The sequence below is a fragment of the Streptomyces sp. NPDC002476 genome (assembly GCF_042889785.1).
Taxonomy (GTDB): Bacteria; Actinomycetota; Actinomycetes; order Streptomycetales; family Streptomycetaceae; genus Streptomyces.
Genome location: NZ_JBIARH010000017.1, coordinates 110692 through 124585, shown reverse-complemented (window position 1 = coordinate 124585; position 13894 = coordinate 110692). Strand labels below are relative to the sequence as shown.

The following is a 13894-nucleotide window of genomic DNA, read 5'->3' as shown; positions in this document are numbered from 1 at the left end:
GGTATGCGTCCGTACGCCAACTGGGGAGCGGCGACTCTTAGGAAGTCGTGTTGTGTCGGTTCGAATCCGACCGGGCGCACCGATACGCAGAGGTGGGGGGGGCCCGGGGGGCCCGCCCCCCGCCCGTGACCCCACCAGCTACCGCCCCCCCGGGACCCGGGCCCGGGGCGCCCTGGCGCGGGGGGGCTGTCCGCGTTTGGGGGGTGTGTGTTTTTTTGTTTGGTGGTTTGTTGGGGACCCCCCCGCGGCGGCCCCCCCCCCCCCCGGGGGGGCCGCCCCCCCGCCCCCCCCCCCACCTCTGTTGTCACCCCACCAGCTCCCGCACCACCGGCACCAGGGCCCGGAACGCCTTGCCGCGGTGGCTGATCGCGTTCTTCTCGGCCGGGGTCAGTTCCGCGCAGGTGCGGGTCTCGCCGTCCGGCTGGAGGATCGGGTCGTAGCCGAAGCCGTTGGTGCCGGACGGGGTGTGGCGCAGGGTGCCGATGAGGCGGCCCTCGACCACGCGTTCCGTGCCGTCGGGGAGGGCCAGGGCCGCCGCGCAGGCGAAGTGGGCGCCGCGGTGGGGGGCGTCGATGTCGGAGAGCTGGGCCAGGAGCAGGTCCAGGTTGGCCCGGTCGTCTCCGTGGGTGCCGGCCCAGCGGGCGGAGAAGATGCCGGGGGCACCGCCCAGGACGTCGACGCAGAGGCCGGAGTCGTCGGCGATGGCCGGGTGGCCGGTGGCCTTCGCGAGGGCGTGGGCCTTCAGGAGGGCGTTCTCGGCGAAGGTGACGCCGGTCTCCTTGACGTCCGGGACATGGGGGTACGCGTCCGCGCCGACGAGTTCGTGGTCGAGGCCGGCGTCGGCGAGGATCGCGTGGAGTTCGGTGATCTTCCCGGTGTTGCGGGTGGCGAGGATGAGGCGGGTCATGTCCCCAGTATCGGGGGTGGCGCGTGGAGCCCGTTCGGCGCGTCATGGCCGGTCAGGGCGTGCAGATCTTGCCGATCTCCGTGGCGGCGTCGACGACCGGGGTGATGTCGGGGGCCGTTTCGCCCTTCTCGATGGCGTCGCGGATGTTGCCGACGGCGGTTTCGAGGTGGTCGACGGCCTTGCCGAGGTCGGCGTCACCGGCGGTGTCGCCGAGTTCGCCCAGTTGCTTGTCGATCTCGTCGAGGGCTTCGGATGCCTGGGTGGGGTCGTTCGAGGCATTGGAGGCGGCCTGTTGGAGGTTGTCGACACTGGTGGCGATGGCATCGGCGGTGCGTACGCAGTCGAGTGCCTTGTCGACGGCGCCGCAGCCGACCGCCGCGGTGAGGGTGAGGGTGAGGGCGGTCAGGGTCAGCGCGACGGTGGTGCGGCGGTGGCGGGTGGCCTTGGCCATGGTGCGGTTCCTCCCCGGGTGCGGATACGCGGACGGGCGCACGGTTCGATCCGTGCGCCCGCGCTCGTAACGACGCCTTGCGGTGCGTATGTGGTTGCTTCCTCACTCGCCGGACGTGCGGGCGAGGACCTCGGTCTGGAGGGCGGTGAGCTCGGTGCAGCCGGCGGTGGCGAGGTCGAGGAGGGTGCCCAGTTCCTTGCGGTCGAAGGGGGTGGCCTCGGCGGTGCCCTGGACCTCGACGAAGCGGCCGTCGCCGGTGCAGACGACGTTCATGTCGGTCTCGGCGCGGACGTCCTCCTCGTAGCAGAGGTCGAGGAGGGGGGTGCCGTCGACGATGCCGACGCTGACGGCGGAGACGGTGCCGGTCAGGGGCTTGCGGCCGTGCTTGACGAGCTTCTTGCCCTGGGCCCAGGTGACGGCGTCGGCGAGGGCGACGTAGGCGCCGGTGATGGCGGCGGTGCGGGTGCCGCCGTCGGCCTGGAGGACGTCGCAGTCGAGGACGATGGTGTTCTCGCCGAGGGCCTTGAAGTCGATGACGGCGCGCAGGGAGCGGCCGATGAGCCGGCTGATCTCGTGGGTGCGGCCGCCGATCTTGCCGCGTACGGATTCGCGGTCGCCGCGGGTGTTGGTGGAGCGGGGCAGCATCGAGTACTCGGCGGTGACCCAGCCTTCGCCGCTGCCCTTGCGCCAGCGGGGGACGCCTTCGGTGACGGAGGCGGTGCAGAAGACCTTGGTGTCGCCGAAGGAGATGAGGACGGAGCCTTCGGCGTGCTTGCTCCACCCGCGTTCGATGGTGACGGGGCGGAGCTGTTCGGGGGTGCGGCCGTCGATACGAGACATGGTGTCGACCCTATCGGGTGCGGGGACGGCGCCCGTTCGGGTGCGGCACAGGCCCCGTCCGGCGGGGCGGGGCCTGTGGCGACGCCTGGCGGTCCGGCTCGGCCGAGGGGCCGGAGGTGGCGGGCTCGGCGGAAGGCCCCGTGTGCGGTCGCGGTCGTACGGGAGGTGCCGCGTACGGTCTGGCGAGCGGTCGCGCGGGAGGTCCTGCGTACGGTCCGGCCGGTCACATCATGTCTTCGATGTCGGCGGCGATGGGGTCGGCGTCGGTGCCGATGACGACCTGGATCGCGGTGCCCATCTTGACGACGCCGTGGGCCCCTGCGGCCTTGAGCGCGGCCTCGTCGACCTTGCTGGGGTCGTGGACCTCGGTGCGGAGGCGCGTGATGCAGCCTTCGATCTCGTCGATGTTGTCGATGCCGCCGAGCCCGGCGACGATCTTCTCGGCCTTGCTGGCCATGGCGTTCTCCCTGCTTGTTCACGTGCGTGCGACGGCCCACCCTGGGTCCGTTTCGTCACCGTAACGCACGTTTGGCCCAGCTTCGCGGGCGAGCGACCGGCCCATCCTCAATGATGACGATCACTGACGCCCTGTCCGCCGGAAGGGTTACGCACCTCATTTCAAGCGTTCTGTACCAATTTGCGCCGACCGGCGAACGCACCGGCTTCGGAGAGGACACCGATGAGCTCCAGCAGTGCCGCAGTACCGCGGAAGACAGGGTGGAACACCTTCTTCCAGGGCCTTCAGAAGATGGGGCGCAGCCTCCAGCTCCCGATCGCCGTCCTGCCGGCGGCGGGCATCCTCAACCGGCTGGGCCAGCCGGACGTGTTCGGCGACGAGGGCCTGGGCTGGGACAGCGTGGCCAGGGTGTTCGCGGCGGCGGGCGGTGCGCTGCTCGATTCGGGGCTCGGCCTGCCGTTGTTGTTCTGCGTCGGTGTGGCGATCGGCATGGCGAAGAAGGCGGACGGGTCGACGGCGCTCGCCGCGGTGGCGGGCTTCCTCGTCTACTACGCGGTGCTGCACGCCTTCCCGGTGGACTGCGCGCCGGGTTCGACGTTCACCTCGGGCGGCACCTGGTCGGGGACCTGTGTCACGAAGGACGCCCGGGTCACGGCGGCCGAGTACCAGAACCCCGGGGTGTTCGGCGGCATCGTGATGGGGCTGCTGTCCGCCTGGTTCTGGCAGCGCTACCACCGGGTCAAGTTGGTGGACTGGCTGGGCTTCTTCAACGGCCGCAGGCTCGTACCGATCATCATGGCCTTCGTCGGCCTGCTCTTCGCGGCGCTGTGCGCCTGGCTGTGGCAGCCGATCGGGGACGGTCTGACCAGCTTCTCCAAGTGGCTGGTGGGCCTGGACTGGGCGGGTTCCGGCGTCTTCGGCATCGCCAACCGCGCGCTGCTGGTCATCGGTCTCCACCAGTTCCTGAACACGTTCACCTGGTTCCAGTTCGGCGACTTCACCAAGCCGGACGGGACGGTGGTGCACGGTGACATCAACCGGTTCCTGGCGGGCGACCCGACGGCCGGGCAGTTCACCTCGGGCTTCTTCCCGATCATGATGTTCGCCCTTCCGGCGGCGGCGCTGGCGATCTATCACTGCGCCAAGCCGCATCGCCGCAAGGCGGTCGGCGGCATGATGCTCTCGGTCGGGCTGACGTCGTTCGTGACGGGTATCACCGAGCCGATCGAGTACTCGTTCCTCTTCGTCGCGCCGCTGCTGTACGGGATCCACGCCGTGCTCACCGGCGTCTCGATGGCGGTGACCTGGGCGCTCGGGGTCAAGGACGGCTTCAGCTTCTCGGCGGGCCTGATCGACTACGTCATCAACTGGAGCCTGGCGACCAAACCGTGGCTGATCATTCCGATCGGCCTGGTGTTCGCCGCCGTCTACTACGCGATCTTCCGGTTTGCGATCACCGGATTCGATCTCCAGACCCCGGGGCGGGAGCCCGAGGAGGTGGCGGAGGAGATCGAGGGGAACCTCACGAAGTAGCCCTCGGGGTGCGTTCAGACCTCGTAGACCGCGCCCGCCGCCGCCACTGACGCCGGGCCGTCGAAGACCGCGCGGGCGTCGGCCAGGTTGCGGTCGGCGTCGGTCCACGGCGGGATGTGGGTGAGGACGAGCCGTCCGACTCCGGCGCGGGCGGCGATCTCGCCCGCCTCGCGGCCGTTGAGGTGGAGGTCCGGAATGTTCTCCTTGCCATGGATGAACGATGCTTCGCAGAGGAAGAGGTCGGCTCCTTCGGCGAGCTCGTCCAGCGCCTCGCAGGTCCCGGTGTCGCCGGAGTAGGTGAGCGAACGGCCGCCGTGCTCGATCCGGACGGCGTAGGAGTCGACCGGGTGGCAGACCTTCTCGACGCGTACGGAGAAGGGGCCGATCGCGAACGAGCCCGGCTTCAGCGTGTGGAAGTCGAAGACCTCGCCCATCGCCCGCTCGGACGGGGTGTCGCCGTGGGCCGTGGTCAGCCGTTGTTCGGTGCCGTCGGGACCGTAGACCGGGAGGGGGGCGGGGCGGCCGCCGAACCGGTAGTAGCGGACGACGAAGTACGCGCACATGTCGATGCAGTGATCGGCATGGAGATGGCTCAGGAAGATGGCGTCGAGGTCGTAGAGACCGATGTGGCGCTGCAGCTCTCCGAGGGCGCCGTTGCCCATGTCGAGGAGCAGCCTGAAGCCGTCGGCCTCGACGAGGTAGCTCGAACACGGTGAGACCGCGGACGGGAACGAGCCGGCGCAGCCGACGACGGTGAGCTTCATGGAGCGTGAACCTCCGGGACGTGGGAACGGGGAGGGTTCGTACGGTCTGTTGAGCGGTCCGACGAGCGTAAGGGGCGAATCCACCGGTCGCTCCTCCGCGGCCGTCCGTTGTGGGGGAACTCACCTGTGCTGTCACCGGTTCGATGGAAGGGCCGGGGGCGCCGGTACCGTCGGGGCATGAGCATGTCCTGGTGGTGGATCGCGTTCGGTGTCGTCGTGCTGCTCGCGCTCGTGGTGGCCCTGGCCGACGGGCGGGGTCGCGGCGGGCGGCGGCCCGGTCGTTCCGGTGGTCCGGCGGGGGCGCGCCGCGGCGGTCGTCCGGGTGGGCGCACGCGTCCTCCGGCGGGACCGGGGCGTGGGCCGGAGCCGGGGCGTGGGCCGCGGCCGGGGGAGATCTGGTGGGCCGAGGTGCCGTACGAGGACGGGCCGGGGGCGAAGGACCGGCCCTGTCTGGTGCTGCGGGTGCGGGGTGGCTCGGCGCTCGTCGCGAAGATCACCAGCAAGTACCACGAGGACCGGCCGGGCGTGATCGCGCTGCCCGCCGGGGCGGTGGGGGACGCGCGGGGGCGGGCGAGTTTCCTGGAGACGGACGAGTTGCGGGAGGTCGCCGTCCGGGTGTTCCGACGCCGGGTGGGGGTCGTGGATCCGGGGGTGTGGCAGCGGGTGCGGGAGCTGGGGTGAGGCTTCGCCCCGCCGCACGGGTGACGGGGCGACGCGTTGGTACTCGTACGGGATGTGCCGGTCCCGGACGGATTCCGGCGCCGTGCCGGTCCCGGACGGGTCCGGTCCCTATTGTTCCCCAGGTCGTCAGGCCCAGAGCTGGCCGTGCAGTGTTTCGATGGCGGCCTCGGTCGTCGGGGCCGTGTAGACACCGGTCGACAGATACTTCCAGCCGCCGTCGGCGACGACGAAGACGATGTCGGCGCTCTCCCCCGCCTTGACCGCCTTCTTTCCGACTCCGATGGCCGCGTGGAGCGCGGCGCCGGTGGAGACGCCCGCGAAGATGCCCTCCTGCTGGAGGAGTTCGCGGGTGCGGGTGACCGCGTCCGCCGAGCCGACGGAGAAGCGGGTGGTGAGGACCGAGGCGTCGTAGAGCTCGGGGACGAAGCCCTCGTCGAGGTTGCGGAGCCCGTAGACCAGGTCGTCGTAGCGCGGCTCGGCGGCGACGATGCTGACGTCGGGCTTGTGCTCGCGCAGGTAGCGGCCGACGCCCATGAGGGTGCCGGTGGTGCCGAGACCCGCGACGAAATGGGTGACGGACGGGAGGTCTGCGAGGATCTCGGGGCCGGTGGTGGCGTAGTGGGCGCCCGCGTTGTCGGGGTTGCCGTACTGGTAGAGCATGACCCAGTCGGGGTGCTCGGCGGCCAGTTCCTTGGCGACGCGTACGGCGGTGTTGGAGCCGCCGGCCGCCGGGGAGGAGATGATCTCGGCGCCCCACATGGCGAGCAGGTCGCGCCGTTCCTGGGAGGTGTTCTCCGGCATGACGCACACGATGCGGTAGCCCTTGAGCTTGGCCGCCATGGCGAGCGAGATGCCGGTGTTGCCGCTGGTGGGCTCCAGGATGGTGCAGCCCGGAGTCAACCTGCCGTCCTTCTCGGCCTGTTCGACCATGTGGAGGGCCGGACGGTCCTTGATCGAGCCGGTGGGGTTGCGGTCCTCCAGCTTGGCCCAGATCCGGACGTCCTCGGACAGCGACAGCCGCGGCAGGCGGACGAGCGGGGTGTTGCCCACCGCGGCGAGCGGGCTGTCGTACCGCATCAGCGCATTCCCTCCCGTCGCCCGGCCACCACCCCGGCCGGACGGGGCTTCGCCCCGGCAGCCCCTCCGGCGACGGCCGGGAGGATGGTGATGCTGTCGCCGTCGCTGAGCTCGGTGGAAATGCCGTCGAGGAAGCGGACGTCCTCGTCGTTGAGGTACACGTTCACGAAGCGGCGGAGCTCGTCGCCGTCGACGATGCGCTCACGGATGCCGTTGTGGCGGCTGTCGAGGTCCCTGAGGAGGTCGGCGAGGGTCGCTCCATTGCCTTCGACGGCCTTGGCGCCGTCGGTGTAGGTGCGGAGGATGGTCGGGATGCGGACCTCGATGGCCATGGCGTGGGCTCCTGTCGGAAGCTCGGAAGCGGAGAACGGAGAACGGGGTACGGAGTACGGGGTACGGGGAAGAGCGGGGGTGCGGCGTGGCACGGGGCGCGCGGCTCCGCCCCGCGCGGGGCGTCGCGCCGTGACCGGGTCCTCGGGCTGCAAGCCCCCGGTTCAGGCCCTGCGGCCGTCGGACCGACGGTTCGTACAGATCGCGCTGGAGAGCCTGCACAGGTCGACGTGCAGCCGCGCGACGAGCAGCATGCCCGGCGTCTTGTCGCTCACGTCATGGGGAACCATGCGGTCATCGTATCGATTCCCGGTCGGCGAATAAGAGTGTGATCTCACCTGGTGGATGAATGACGCTCGGCAGGTGGACAGGGCCGTGGCGGGACCGGCCCCGTCCAGCCTGCGGAGTGCCGGGTCAGGCGGGTTCGTACGCCTCGACGACCTGGACGTCCTCCTCGGTGATCTCGCCGTCCACGATGCGGTAGGAGCGGAACTGGAAGGGGCCCGCGTCGTCGGTGTCGGCGGTGGAGACGAGGACGTAGTGGGCACCGGGCTCGTTGGCGTACGTGACGTCGGTGCGCGAGGGGTACGCCTCGGTCGCGGTGTGGGAGTGGTAGATGATCACCGGCTCCTCGTCCCGGTCGTCCATCTCCCGGTAGAGCTTGAGGAGGTCGCCCGAGTCGAACTCGTAGAAGGTGGGCGAGCGGGCGGCGTTGAGCATGGGGATGAACCGCTCGGCACGGCCGGTTCCGACGGGTCCCGCGACCACGCCGCACGCCTCGTCGGGATGGTCGGCGCGGGCGTGCGCGACGATCTGGTCGTAGAGCGCCTGGGTGATGGTCAGCATGGCGCCAGGATAGGCATGTGGCCCATGCCGTACCGAGGGGCGGTACGACGGAGCCCGCATCGTGGACATCACGGGCGGTCGCGGGCCGCACCGGCGGGGGCGCGGCCCCTGAGCATCCGGTACGAGAGGCCGAGGACGACCGCCCAGAGCGGGGCGCAGTACAGCGAGATCCTGGTGTCCTCGTCGATGCCCATCATCACGACCACCACGCCGATGAAGGCCAGCGCGAGGACGCTGGTGTACGGGGCGCCGGGGGTCCGGAAGGAGGATCCGGGGAGGCCGCCGCGGTCGGCGAGGCGCCGGTAGCGGAGCTGGCTGACGAGGATCATGATCCAGGCCCACATCCCGGAGATGGTGGCGAAGGAGACGACGTAGGTGAAGGCGTCGCCGGGCCACCGGTAGTTGATCCAGACGCCGACGAGCATCAGGGCGGCGGAGAACGTGGTGCCGACGAGCGGGGTGCCGTTACGGGTGAGCCGGGTGAGGCGTGCGGGGCCCTGTCCGTTGAGCGCGAGGTCGCGGAGCATGCGGCCGGTGGAGTACATGCCGGAGTTGCAGGAGGAGAGGGCCGCGGTCAGTACGACGAAGTTGACGATGCCCGCGCCGAGGCCGAGGCCCATCCGCTCGAAGGCGGCGACGAACGGGGAGACGCCGGGCCGGAACGCGGTCCAGGGCACCACGGAGAGGATCATGACCAGCGCGCCGATGTAGAAGACGGCGATCCGCCACGGCACGGTGTTGATGGCCCGGGGCAGCACGGTCTTCGGATCCTTGGACTCGCCCGCGGTGACGCCGACGAGTTCCACGGCGAGGAAGGCGAACATCACGATCTGCAGGGTCATCAGGGTGCCCTTGACGCCGTTCGGGAAGAACCCGCCGTCGACCCAGAGATGGGTGACCGAGGCGGTGTCGCCCGCATCGGAGAAGCCGAGGGTGAGGACGCCCGCGCAGATGAGGATCATGCCGACGATGGCGGTCACCTTGACCATGGAGAACCAGAATTCGAGCTCTCCGAAGACCTTGACGGAGATCAGGTTCACGCCGTAGAGGACGACCGTGAACATCAGCGCCGACACCCACTGCGGGATGCCGAACCAGTACGTCATGTACTGGGCCGCCGCGGTGACTTCGGTGATGCCCGTGACGACCCAGAACAGCCAGTAGGTCCACCCGGTGACGAAGCCGGCGAAGGGTCCGACGAACTCGCGGGCGTACTCCGAGAAGGAGCCGGAGACCGGGCGGTACATGAGGAGTTCGCCCAGGGCACGCATGATGATGAAGATCACCGCGCCCGCGAGGACATAGGCCAGGACGAGGCTCGGTCCCGCCTTGGAGATCGCCTTTCCCGCGCCGAGGAAGAGCCCGGTGCCGATGGCCCCGCCGATGGCGATCATCTGGATCTGGCGCGCTCCGAGCGTCCGCCGGTATCCCTCGCCCGTCGGGCCCGCGTCCGTGACCGCCGCGCCCGGTCGGCCGCCCTGCCCTTCGTCCACCCGCGCCGATGTCATGTACCGCGCCTTTCTCCCCACCGGTCCATGCCGGACGCACAACGTCTTCCGGAACAGCGTGGCGCCGTGCGGACGGTCGTGAACGCCCGTCACGGGCGGGCGGACGGTGGTCCGGGCGGCTGTCCGGCTTGCGCCACGGGGAGAAACGGGCGGTCACGCCCGGTGTCGCGGAGGCGGCCGTTCAGGTGACGAGAGGCGCGGCGAGCGGTTGACGAGGCCGCGCGGGGCCGACCGCCGGGAGCACACGGCGGTCGGCCGACGGGCACGGGAGGGAGGGCGTGTCGGGCGCCCATTCTGTGAGCTCCTCCAAGAGGTCGCGCGCATAGGTGGGGCGAAGGAAGGAGCGGGGCGAGGGGCAAGCCGGGCAAGGCGGAGGAGGGAGGTGACGCGAAGGGGCCCCTCCCATGCCTTTCGGGCCATGGGGGAGTCGTCGACCGACGACAACGCCGCCGGGCGCCGCCCATCGCCACGCGACGCCGACCCACCTATCCGCGCGACCTCTAAGGCGTCATCGTCTCCACGAGGGTCTCCTGGAGGGCGCCGAGCCAGAGGTAGGCCATGACCATCGGCTTGCGCGGATCGCTGTCGGGGAGCCGGTAGAGCGAATCGGCACCGCCGTCGTCCTCGTCGGAGACGTCCAGTCGGGTGCCGATGGTGAGCCGGAGGTCGTTGAGGGCGCCGAGCCAGTTGCGGCACTCGTCGCCGGAGAGCGTGAGCACGGCGCCGCCGTCGCCGCCGACGGTCAGGGCGTCGAGGGTGCGTACGACGGCGAGCGCGTCGTCCCGCTTGCGGGCGCGCAGGTCGTTCTCGGTGAAGCGGCGGAACTCGGCGGAGGCGGCGCGCAGTTCGCTGTCGTCGTCGCCGTACGCGTCGGGGAAGAGGCGGGCCAGGGCGGGGTCGGCGGGCCGTTCGCTGGGGCCCTCGGCGAAGAGGGCGGCAAGCGGGTCCGCGCCCTCGGCCGGTTCTTCGCCGGGACCGACGAGTTCCAGCAGCTGGACGGCGAGGGAGCGCAGGATCGCGATCTCCACCTCGTCGAGTGCGACGGCCGCGCCGCCGTCGGGGGTGGCCTCGAAGTGGCCGGCCATGTGTTTACTCCGATGGTGGTTCGGGCGGGGCGGGGCTCGGGCTTGCCGGACGGGCGCTACGGAAGGGCATGGTCCGCGCGGGCGGCACCGGCCGCGGGAGGGGCACTCCCCGCACGGAAGGCGCCGCCCGCACGCGATGCGCCGTCCGCGCGGGAGACGGCTCTCGCGCGGAAGGTGCTGTACGCGGGGAGGGCACTATCCGCGGTCCTGGGTGAGGGTGGCCCACAGCCCGTAGCCGTGCATGGCCTGGACATCGCGTTCCATCTCCTCGCGGCTGCCGCTGGAGACGACGGCACGGCCCTTGTGGTGGACGTCCAGCATCAGCTTGTGGGCCTTGTCCTTGGGGTAACCGAAGTACGCCTGGAAGACATAGGTCACATAGCTCATGAGATTGACCGGGTCGTTGTGGACCAGCGTCACCCAGGGGACATCGGGCTCGGGGACGACAATGCTCTCCTCGGCCGATTCGGGACGCTCGATCTCTGTGGGGGCGACGCTCACCCCTCCCATGCTGCCACCCGGGAGGGGGCATCGCACAAACGACCCCGACATCTCGTCACTCTGACGAAATAGGGGTAGCATCCGGAGCATGAACTCTGCGGACCTTGGCCGACGGGTCGGTGTGCCGTCGACCGCGCTCTTCACCGACCAGTACGAGCTCACCATGGTGCAGGCCGCGCTGAAGGCCGGCACGGCGGACCGGCACTCGGTCTTCGAGGCGTTCACCCGCCGGTTGCCCGAGGGGCGGCGCTACGGCGTCGTCGCGGGCGTCGGGCGGATGCTGGACGCGGTGGAGAACTTCCACTTCGACGACGAGATGCTCACCTTCCTGCGCGAGCGGAACGTGGTGGACGGGCCCACGCTCGCCTGGCTCGCCGACTACCGCTTCAGCGGTGACATCTGGGGCTACCCGGAGGGCGAGGTGTACTTCCCCGGCTCGCCGGTCCTGCGGGTCGAGGGTTCGTTCGCCGAGTGCGTGCTGCTGGAGACGGTGATCCTGTCGATCCTCAACCACGACTCGGCGATCGCCGCGGCGGCCTCCCGGATGTCCGTGGCGGCGGGCGGGCGGGCGCTGATCGAGATGGGTGCGCGGCGCACCCATGAACTGTCCGCGGTGGCCTCCGCGCGCGCCGCGTACGTCGGCGGCTTCGACACCACCTCCGATCTGGCGGCGGGCTTCCGCTACAACATCCCGACCGTCGGGACGAGCGCCCACGCCTTCACGCTGCTGCACGACACCGAGCGCGACGCCTTCCAGGCCCAGGTGGACTCGCTGGGCCGCGACACGACCCTGCTGGTCGACACGTACGACGTGGCCGAGGCGGTCCGCGCGGCGGTGGAGGTCGCGGGGACGGGACTGGGCGCGGTACGGATCGACTCCGGGGACCTGCTGCTGGTCGCGCACCGAGTGCGGCAGCAGCTGGACGAGCTGGGCGCCACGAGGACGAAGATCGTGGTGACGTCGGACCTCGACGAGTACGCGATCGCCTCGCTGGCCGCGGCACCGGTCGACGCGTACGGGGTGGGCACGCAGCTGGTGACCGGCAGCGGGCACCCCACGTGCTCGATGGTGTACAAGCTGGTCGCCCGGGCCGACTCGGCCGACCCCGCGGAGCCGCTGCTCCCGGTCGCCAAGAAGTCGCTCGGTTCGAAGTCGTCGACGGGCGGTCGCAAGTGGGCCGCGCGCCGGCTGGACGAGAACGGGGTGGCCGAGGCGGAGGTGGTCTCCGCCGGCCCCGTACCGGCGGACCTCGCCGACCGGCAGCTGCTGGTCGAGCTGGTCAGGGGCGGCGAGGTGGTCGCCCGCGAACCACTGGACGCGGCGCGCGAGCGGCACATCACGGCACGGGCGGGGCTGCCGCTGTCGGCGACGCAGCTGTCCCGCGGCGAGCCGGTGATCCCGACCGAATTCATGTGACGGAGCGGGGCAGCGCCCGTGGCCGGGACGGCGCCGCGTCGGCCACGGGCGCCGCACGGGTTGCCCCGCCCCCCGGCCGCTCCCGAGTCCCTGAGGGCTGTCCCGTAATCCGTGGTGGACCAGCGCGCGGCGTCGGATGCGGTGCATCGCAAGGCGGAGGGGCATCCGCATACTGGACGTATGCGGATGTTCCGACAACGCGGCGTGGTGCCGCAGCTGTTGTCGCGCGCCCGCCGGGGATTACGGGACAGCCCTTAGGCTCGAACGCGCACCCCCGACCGCCGACCGCACTCCCACCGAAGGACACCCGCCATGCACCGCGCCTTGATCGTCGTGGACGTCCAGAACGACTTCTGCGAGGGCGGCAGCCTCGCCGTGACGGGAGGCGCCGATGTGGCCGCCGCCATCACCGACCTCATAGGCGACGCCCAGCCGTGCTACCGCCATGTGGTGGCCACCCGCGACAACCACATCGACCCGGGCGACCACTTCGCCGAGCGGCCGGACTTCGAGCACTCCTGGCCCGCGCACTGTGTCGCCGGTACGGAGGGCGTGGGCTTCCACCCGAACTTCGCGCCCGTGGTCGCCTCCGGCGCGATCGAGGCGGTCTTCGACAAGGGCGCCCACTCGGCGGCGTACAGCGGTTTCGAGGGCGTCGACGAGAACGGCACCGGGCTGGCCGACTGGCTGCGCGCCCACCACGTCACCGATGTGGACGTGGTCGGCATCGCGACCGACCACTGCGTACGGGCGACGGCGCTGGACGCGGTCCGGGAGGGCTTCACGACGCATGTGCTGCTCGACCTCACCGCCGGAGTGGCCGAGGAGACCACGGACCGGGCGCTGGAGGAGCTCCGCCGGGCGGGCGTGAAGCTGTCCGGCGAGCCGGTCGTGCGCAAGCCGGCGGTGTAGCGGGGCGGTCGGCGGCCGACCGGCACGGCCCGCCCCTCACGCCCCTCACGCCCCTCTCGCGCCGTCCGCGCGTCGCAGACCGTCGGGGCCCCACGTCACAGGCCCCGCCCGCGCGTCACGATCCGCGGGCTCCCCCGCCCGCGTTCAGGCCGGGCGGCGGACCGGCGCGGCGGGCAGGCACGGACGGCGCCCCGTCGCGGGCGCCGGGGCTGCCGTGGCCACGCGGTGGGCCGGCGCGCCCGACGAGGTGGACGCGGCGGACGTCGCGGGCCGGAGCAGGGCCCGGATGGGGTGCCAGAGCTCCTGGGCACGCTCCGGTCTCGCCCTCCAGAGCATCCCGTCCGGATGGTGCAGCACGGCCGTGATCTCGTCCGGAGTGGGCGGCTCGGCGTTGCCCCGCAGATAGACGGCCCGGAGCCCCAGATTGCGCAGCCGGGTCAGCGCGCGGGCCCGGTTGCCCGCGTGCACCAGGACCCGGACCAGGCTGCCCGGTCCCGCTCCGTCCGTGGGCCGGGGCAGGGTGATGGCCACCACCACGCTGCCGTTCGGCAACTTGCTGAACCCTCCGCATGCCATGTTCCGCGC

At 71.1% G+C, this 13894-nt stretch carries 16 protein-coding genes, 1 tRNA gene and 1 pseudogene; 5 read left to right on the top strand and 13 right to left on the bottom strand.

What is annotated here, in order from left to right; translation table 11 throughout:
* The first annotated feature begins 5 nt into the window (after positions 1-5).
* Positions 6-79 (top strand) — tRNA-Leu (locus tag ACFYXM_RS20800).
* 225 nt (positions 80-304) lie between these two features.
* Here the strand turns inward: ACFYXM_RS20800 and rdgB are convergent.
* From rdgB to ACFYXM_RS20780, 4 genes are all read right to left on the bottom strand, one after another.
* The gene (gene rdgB / locus ACFYXM_RS20795) at positions 305-907 is read right to left on the bottom strand and encodes an RdgB/HAM1 family non-canonical purine NTP pyrophosphatase (protein WP_389291219.1); all 603 of its coding nucleotides are present in this window, start codon (positions 905-907) and stop codon (positions 305-307) included.
* Between the two features lie 52 nt (positions 908-959).
* Positions 960-1358 carry a hypothetical protein gene (locus ACFYXM_RS20790; protein ID WP_389291218.1) on the bottom strand — a complete coding sequence of 133 codons (399 nt, stop codon included), beginning with the start codon at positions 1356-1358 and terminating at the stop codon, positions 960-962.
* A gap of 102 nt (positions 1359-1460) precedes the next feature.
* On the bottom strand, positions 1461-2198 hold the full coding sequence (gene rph / locus ACFYXM_RS20785; RefSeq protein ID WP_389291216.1) for a ribonuclease PH: 738 nt from the start codon (positions 2196-2198) through the stop codon (positions 1461-1463).
* Between the two features lie 223 nt (positions 2199-2421).
* Entirely contained in the window at positions 2422-2655 is a 234-nt protein-coding gene (locus tag ACFYXM_RS20780; RefSeq protein ID WP_014046255.1) for a glucose PTS transporter subunit EIIB, read from the bottom strand.
* A 222-nt stretch (positions 2656-2877) separates the two neighbouring features.
* On the opposite strand from ACFYXM_RS20780, the gene ACFYXM_RS20775 reads away from it, so the two are divergent.
* Positions 2878-4188, top strand: coding sequence for a PTS transporter subunit EIIC (locus ACFYXM_RS20775; protein ID WP_389291214.1), 1311 nt, complete (start codon positions 2878-2880; stop codon positions 4186-4188).
* Positions 4189-4202: 14 nt separating this feature from the next.
* Here ACFYXM_RS20775 and ACFYXM_RS20770 read toward each other — a convergent pair whose 3' ends face one another.
* The gene (locus tag ACFYXM_RS20770; protein WP_389291212.1) at positions 4203-4952 is read right to left on the bottom strand and encodes an MBL fold metallo-hydrolase; all 750 of its coding nucleotides are present in this window, start codon (positions 4950-4952) and stop codon (positions 4203-4205) included.
* Between the two features lie 177 nt (positions 4953-5129).
* Between ACFYXM_RS20770 and ACFYXM_RS20765 the strand changes: the two genes are divergently transcribed.
* A complete protein-coding gene (locus ACFYXM_RS20765) occupies positions 5130-5633 on the top strand; it encodes a type II toxin-antitoxin system PemK/MazF family toxin (protein WP_389291210.1) in 504 nt (167 codons plus the stop codon).
* Positions 5634-5759: 126 nt separating this feature from the next.
* Here the strand turns inward: ACFYXM_RS20765 and ACFYXM_RS20760 are convergent, their stop codons facing one another.
* From ACFYXM_RS20760 to clpS, 7 genes are all read right to left on the bottom strand, one after another.
* On the bottom strand, positions 5760-6710 hold the full coding sequence (locus tag ACFYXM_RS20760) for a PLP-dependent cysteine synthase family protein (protein ID WP_389291208.1): 951 nt from the start codon (positions 6708-6710) through the stop codon (positions 5760-5762).
* Complete coding sequence (locus tag ACFYXM_RS20755) at positions 6710-7042, bottom strand: MoaD/ThiS family protein (protein ID WP_389291207.1); 333 nt, start codon at positions 7040-7042, stop codon at positions 6710-6712. The genes ACFYXM_RS20760 and ACFYXM_RS20755 overlap by 1 nt, the downstream gene beginning before the upstream one ends.
* A 162-nt stretch (positions 7043-7204) precedes the next feature.
* Positions 7205-7330 carry a putative leader peptide gene (locus tag ACFYXM_RS20750; RefSeq protein ID WP_274535416.1) on the bottom strand — a complete coding sequence of 42 codons (126 nt, stop codon included), beginning with the start codon at positions 7328-7330 and terminating at the stop codon, positions 7205-7207.
* A 124-nt stretch (positions 7331-7454) separates the two neighbouring features.
* Positions 7455-7886 (bottom strand): Mov34/MPN/PAD-1 family protein, encoded by a 432-nt coding sequence (locus ACFYXM_RS20745; RefSeq protein ID WP_073783377.1) that lies wholly within the window; start codon positions 7884-7886, stop codon positions 7455-7457.
* A gap of 68 nt (positions 7887-7954) precedes the next feature.
* Complete coding sequence (locus ACFYXM_RS20740) at positions 7955-9394, bottom strand: amino acid permease (RefSeq protein ID WP_389291205.1); 1440 nt, start codon at positions 9392-9394, stop codon at positions 7955-7957.
* Positions 9395-9894: 500 nt separating this feature from the next.
* The gene (locus ACFYXM_RS20735) at positions 9895-10479 is read right to left on the bottom strand and encodes a DUF2017 domain-containing protein (protein WP_389291203.1); all 585 of its coding nucleotides are present in this window, start codon (positions 10477-10479) and stop codon (positions 9895-9897) included.
* Between the two features lie 195 nt (positions 10480-10674).
* On the bottom strand, positions 10675-10989 hold the full coding sequence (gene clpS / locus ACFYXM_RS20730; protein WP_389291201.1) for an ATP-dependent Clp protease adapter ClpS: 315 nt from the start codon (positions 10987-10989) through the stop codon (positions 10675-10677).
* Positions 10990-11068: 79 nt separating this feature from the next.
* Between clpS and ACFYXM_RS20725 the strand changes: the two genes are divergently transcribed.
* Complete coding sequence (locus tag ACFYXM_RS20725) at positions 11069-12397, top strand: nicotinate phosphoribosyltransferase (protein ID WP_389291199.1); 1329 nt, start codon at positions 11069-11071, stop codon at positions 12395-12397.
* Between the two features lie 312 nt (positions 12398-12709).
* Positions 12710-13309: a nicotinamidase gene (locus ACFYXM_RS20720; RefSeq protein WP_389291197.1), complete on the top strand. Its 600-nt coding sequence runs from the start codon at positions 12710-12712 to the stop codon at positions 13307-13309.
* 255 nt (positions 13310-13564) lie between these two features.
* On the opposite strand, the pseudogene ACFYXM_RS20715 reads toward ACFYXM_RS20720, so the two are convergent.
* Positions 13565-13885: pseudogene (locus tag ACFYXM_RS20715) on the bottom strand (hypothetical protein); the annotation flags it as partial.
* Positions 13886-13894 lie beyond the last annotated feature (9 nt).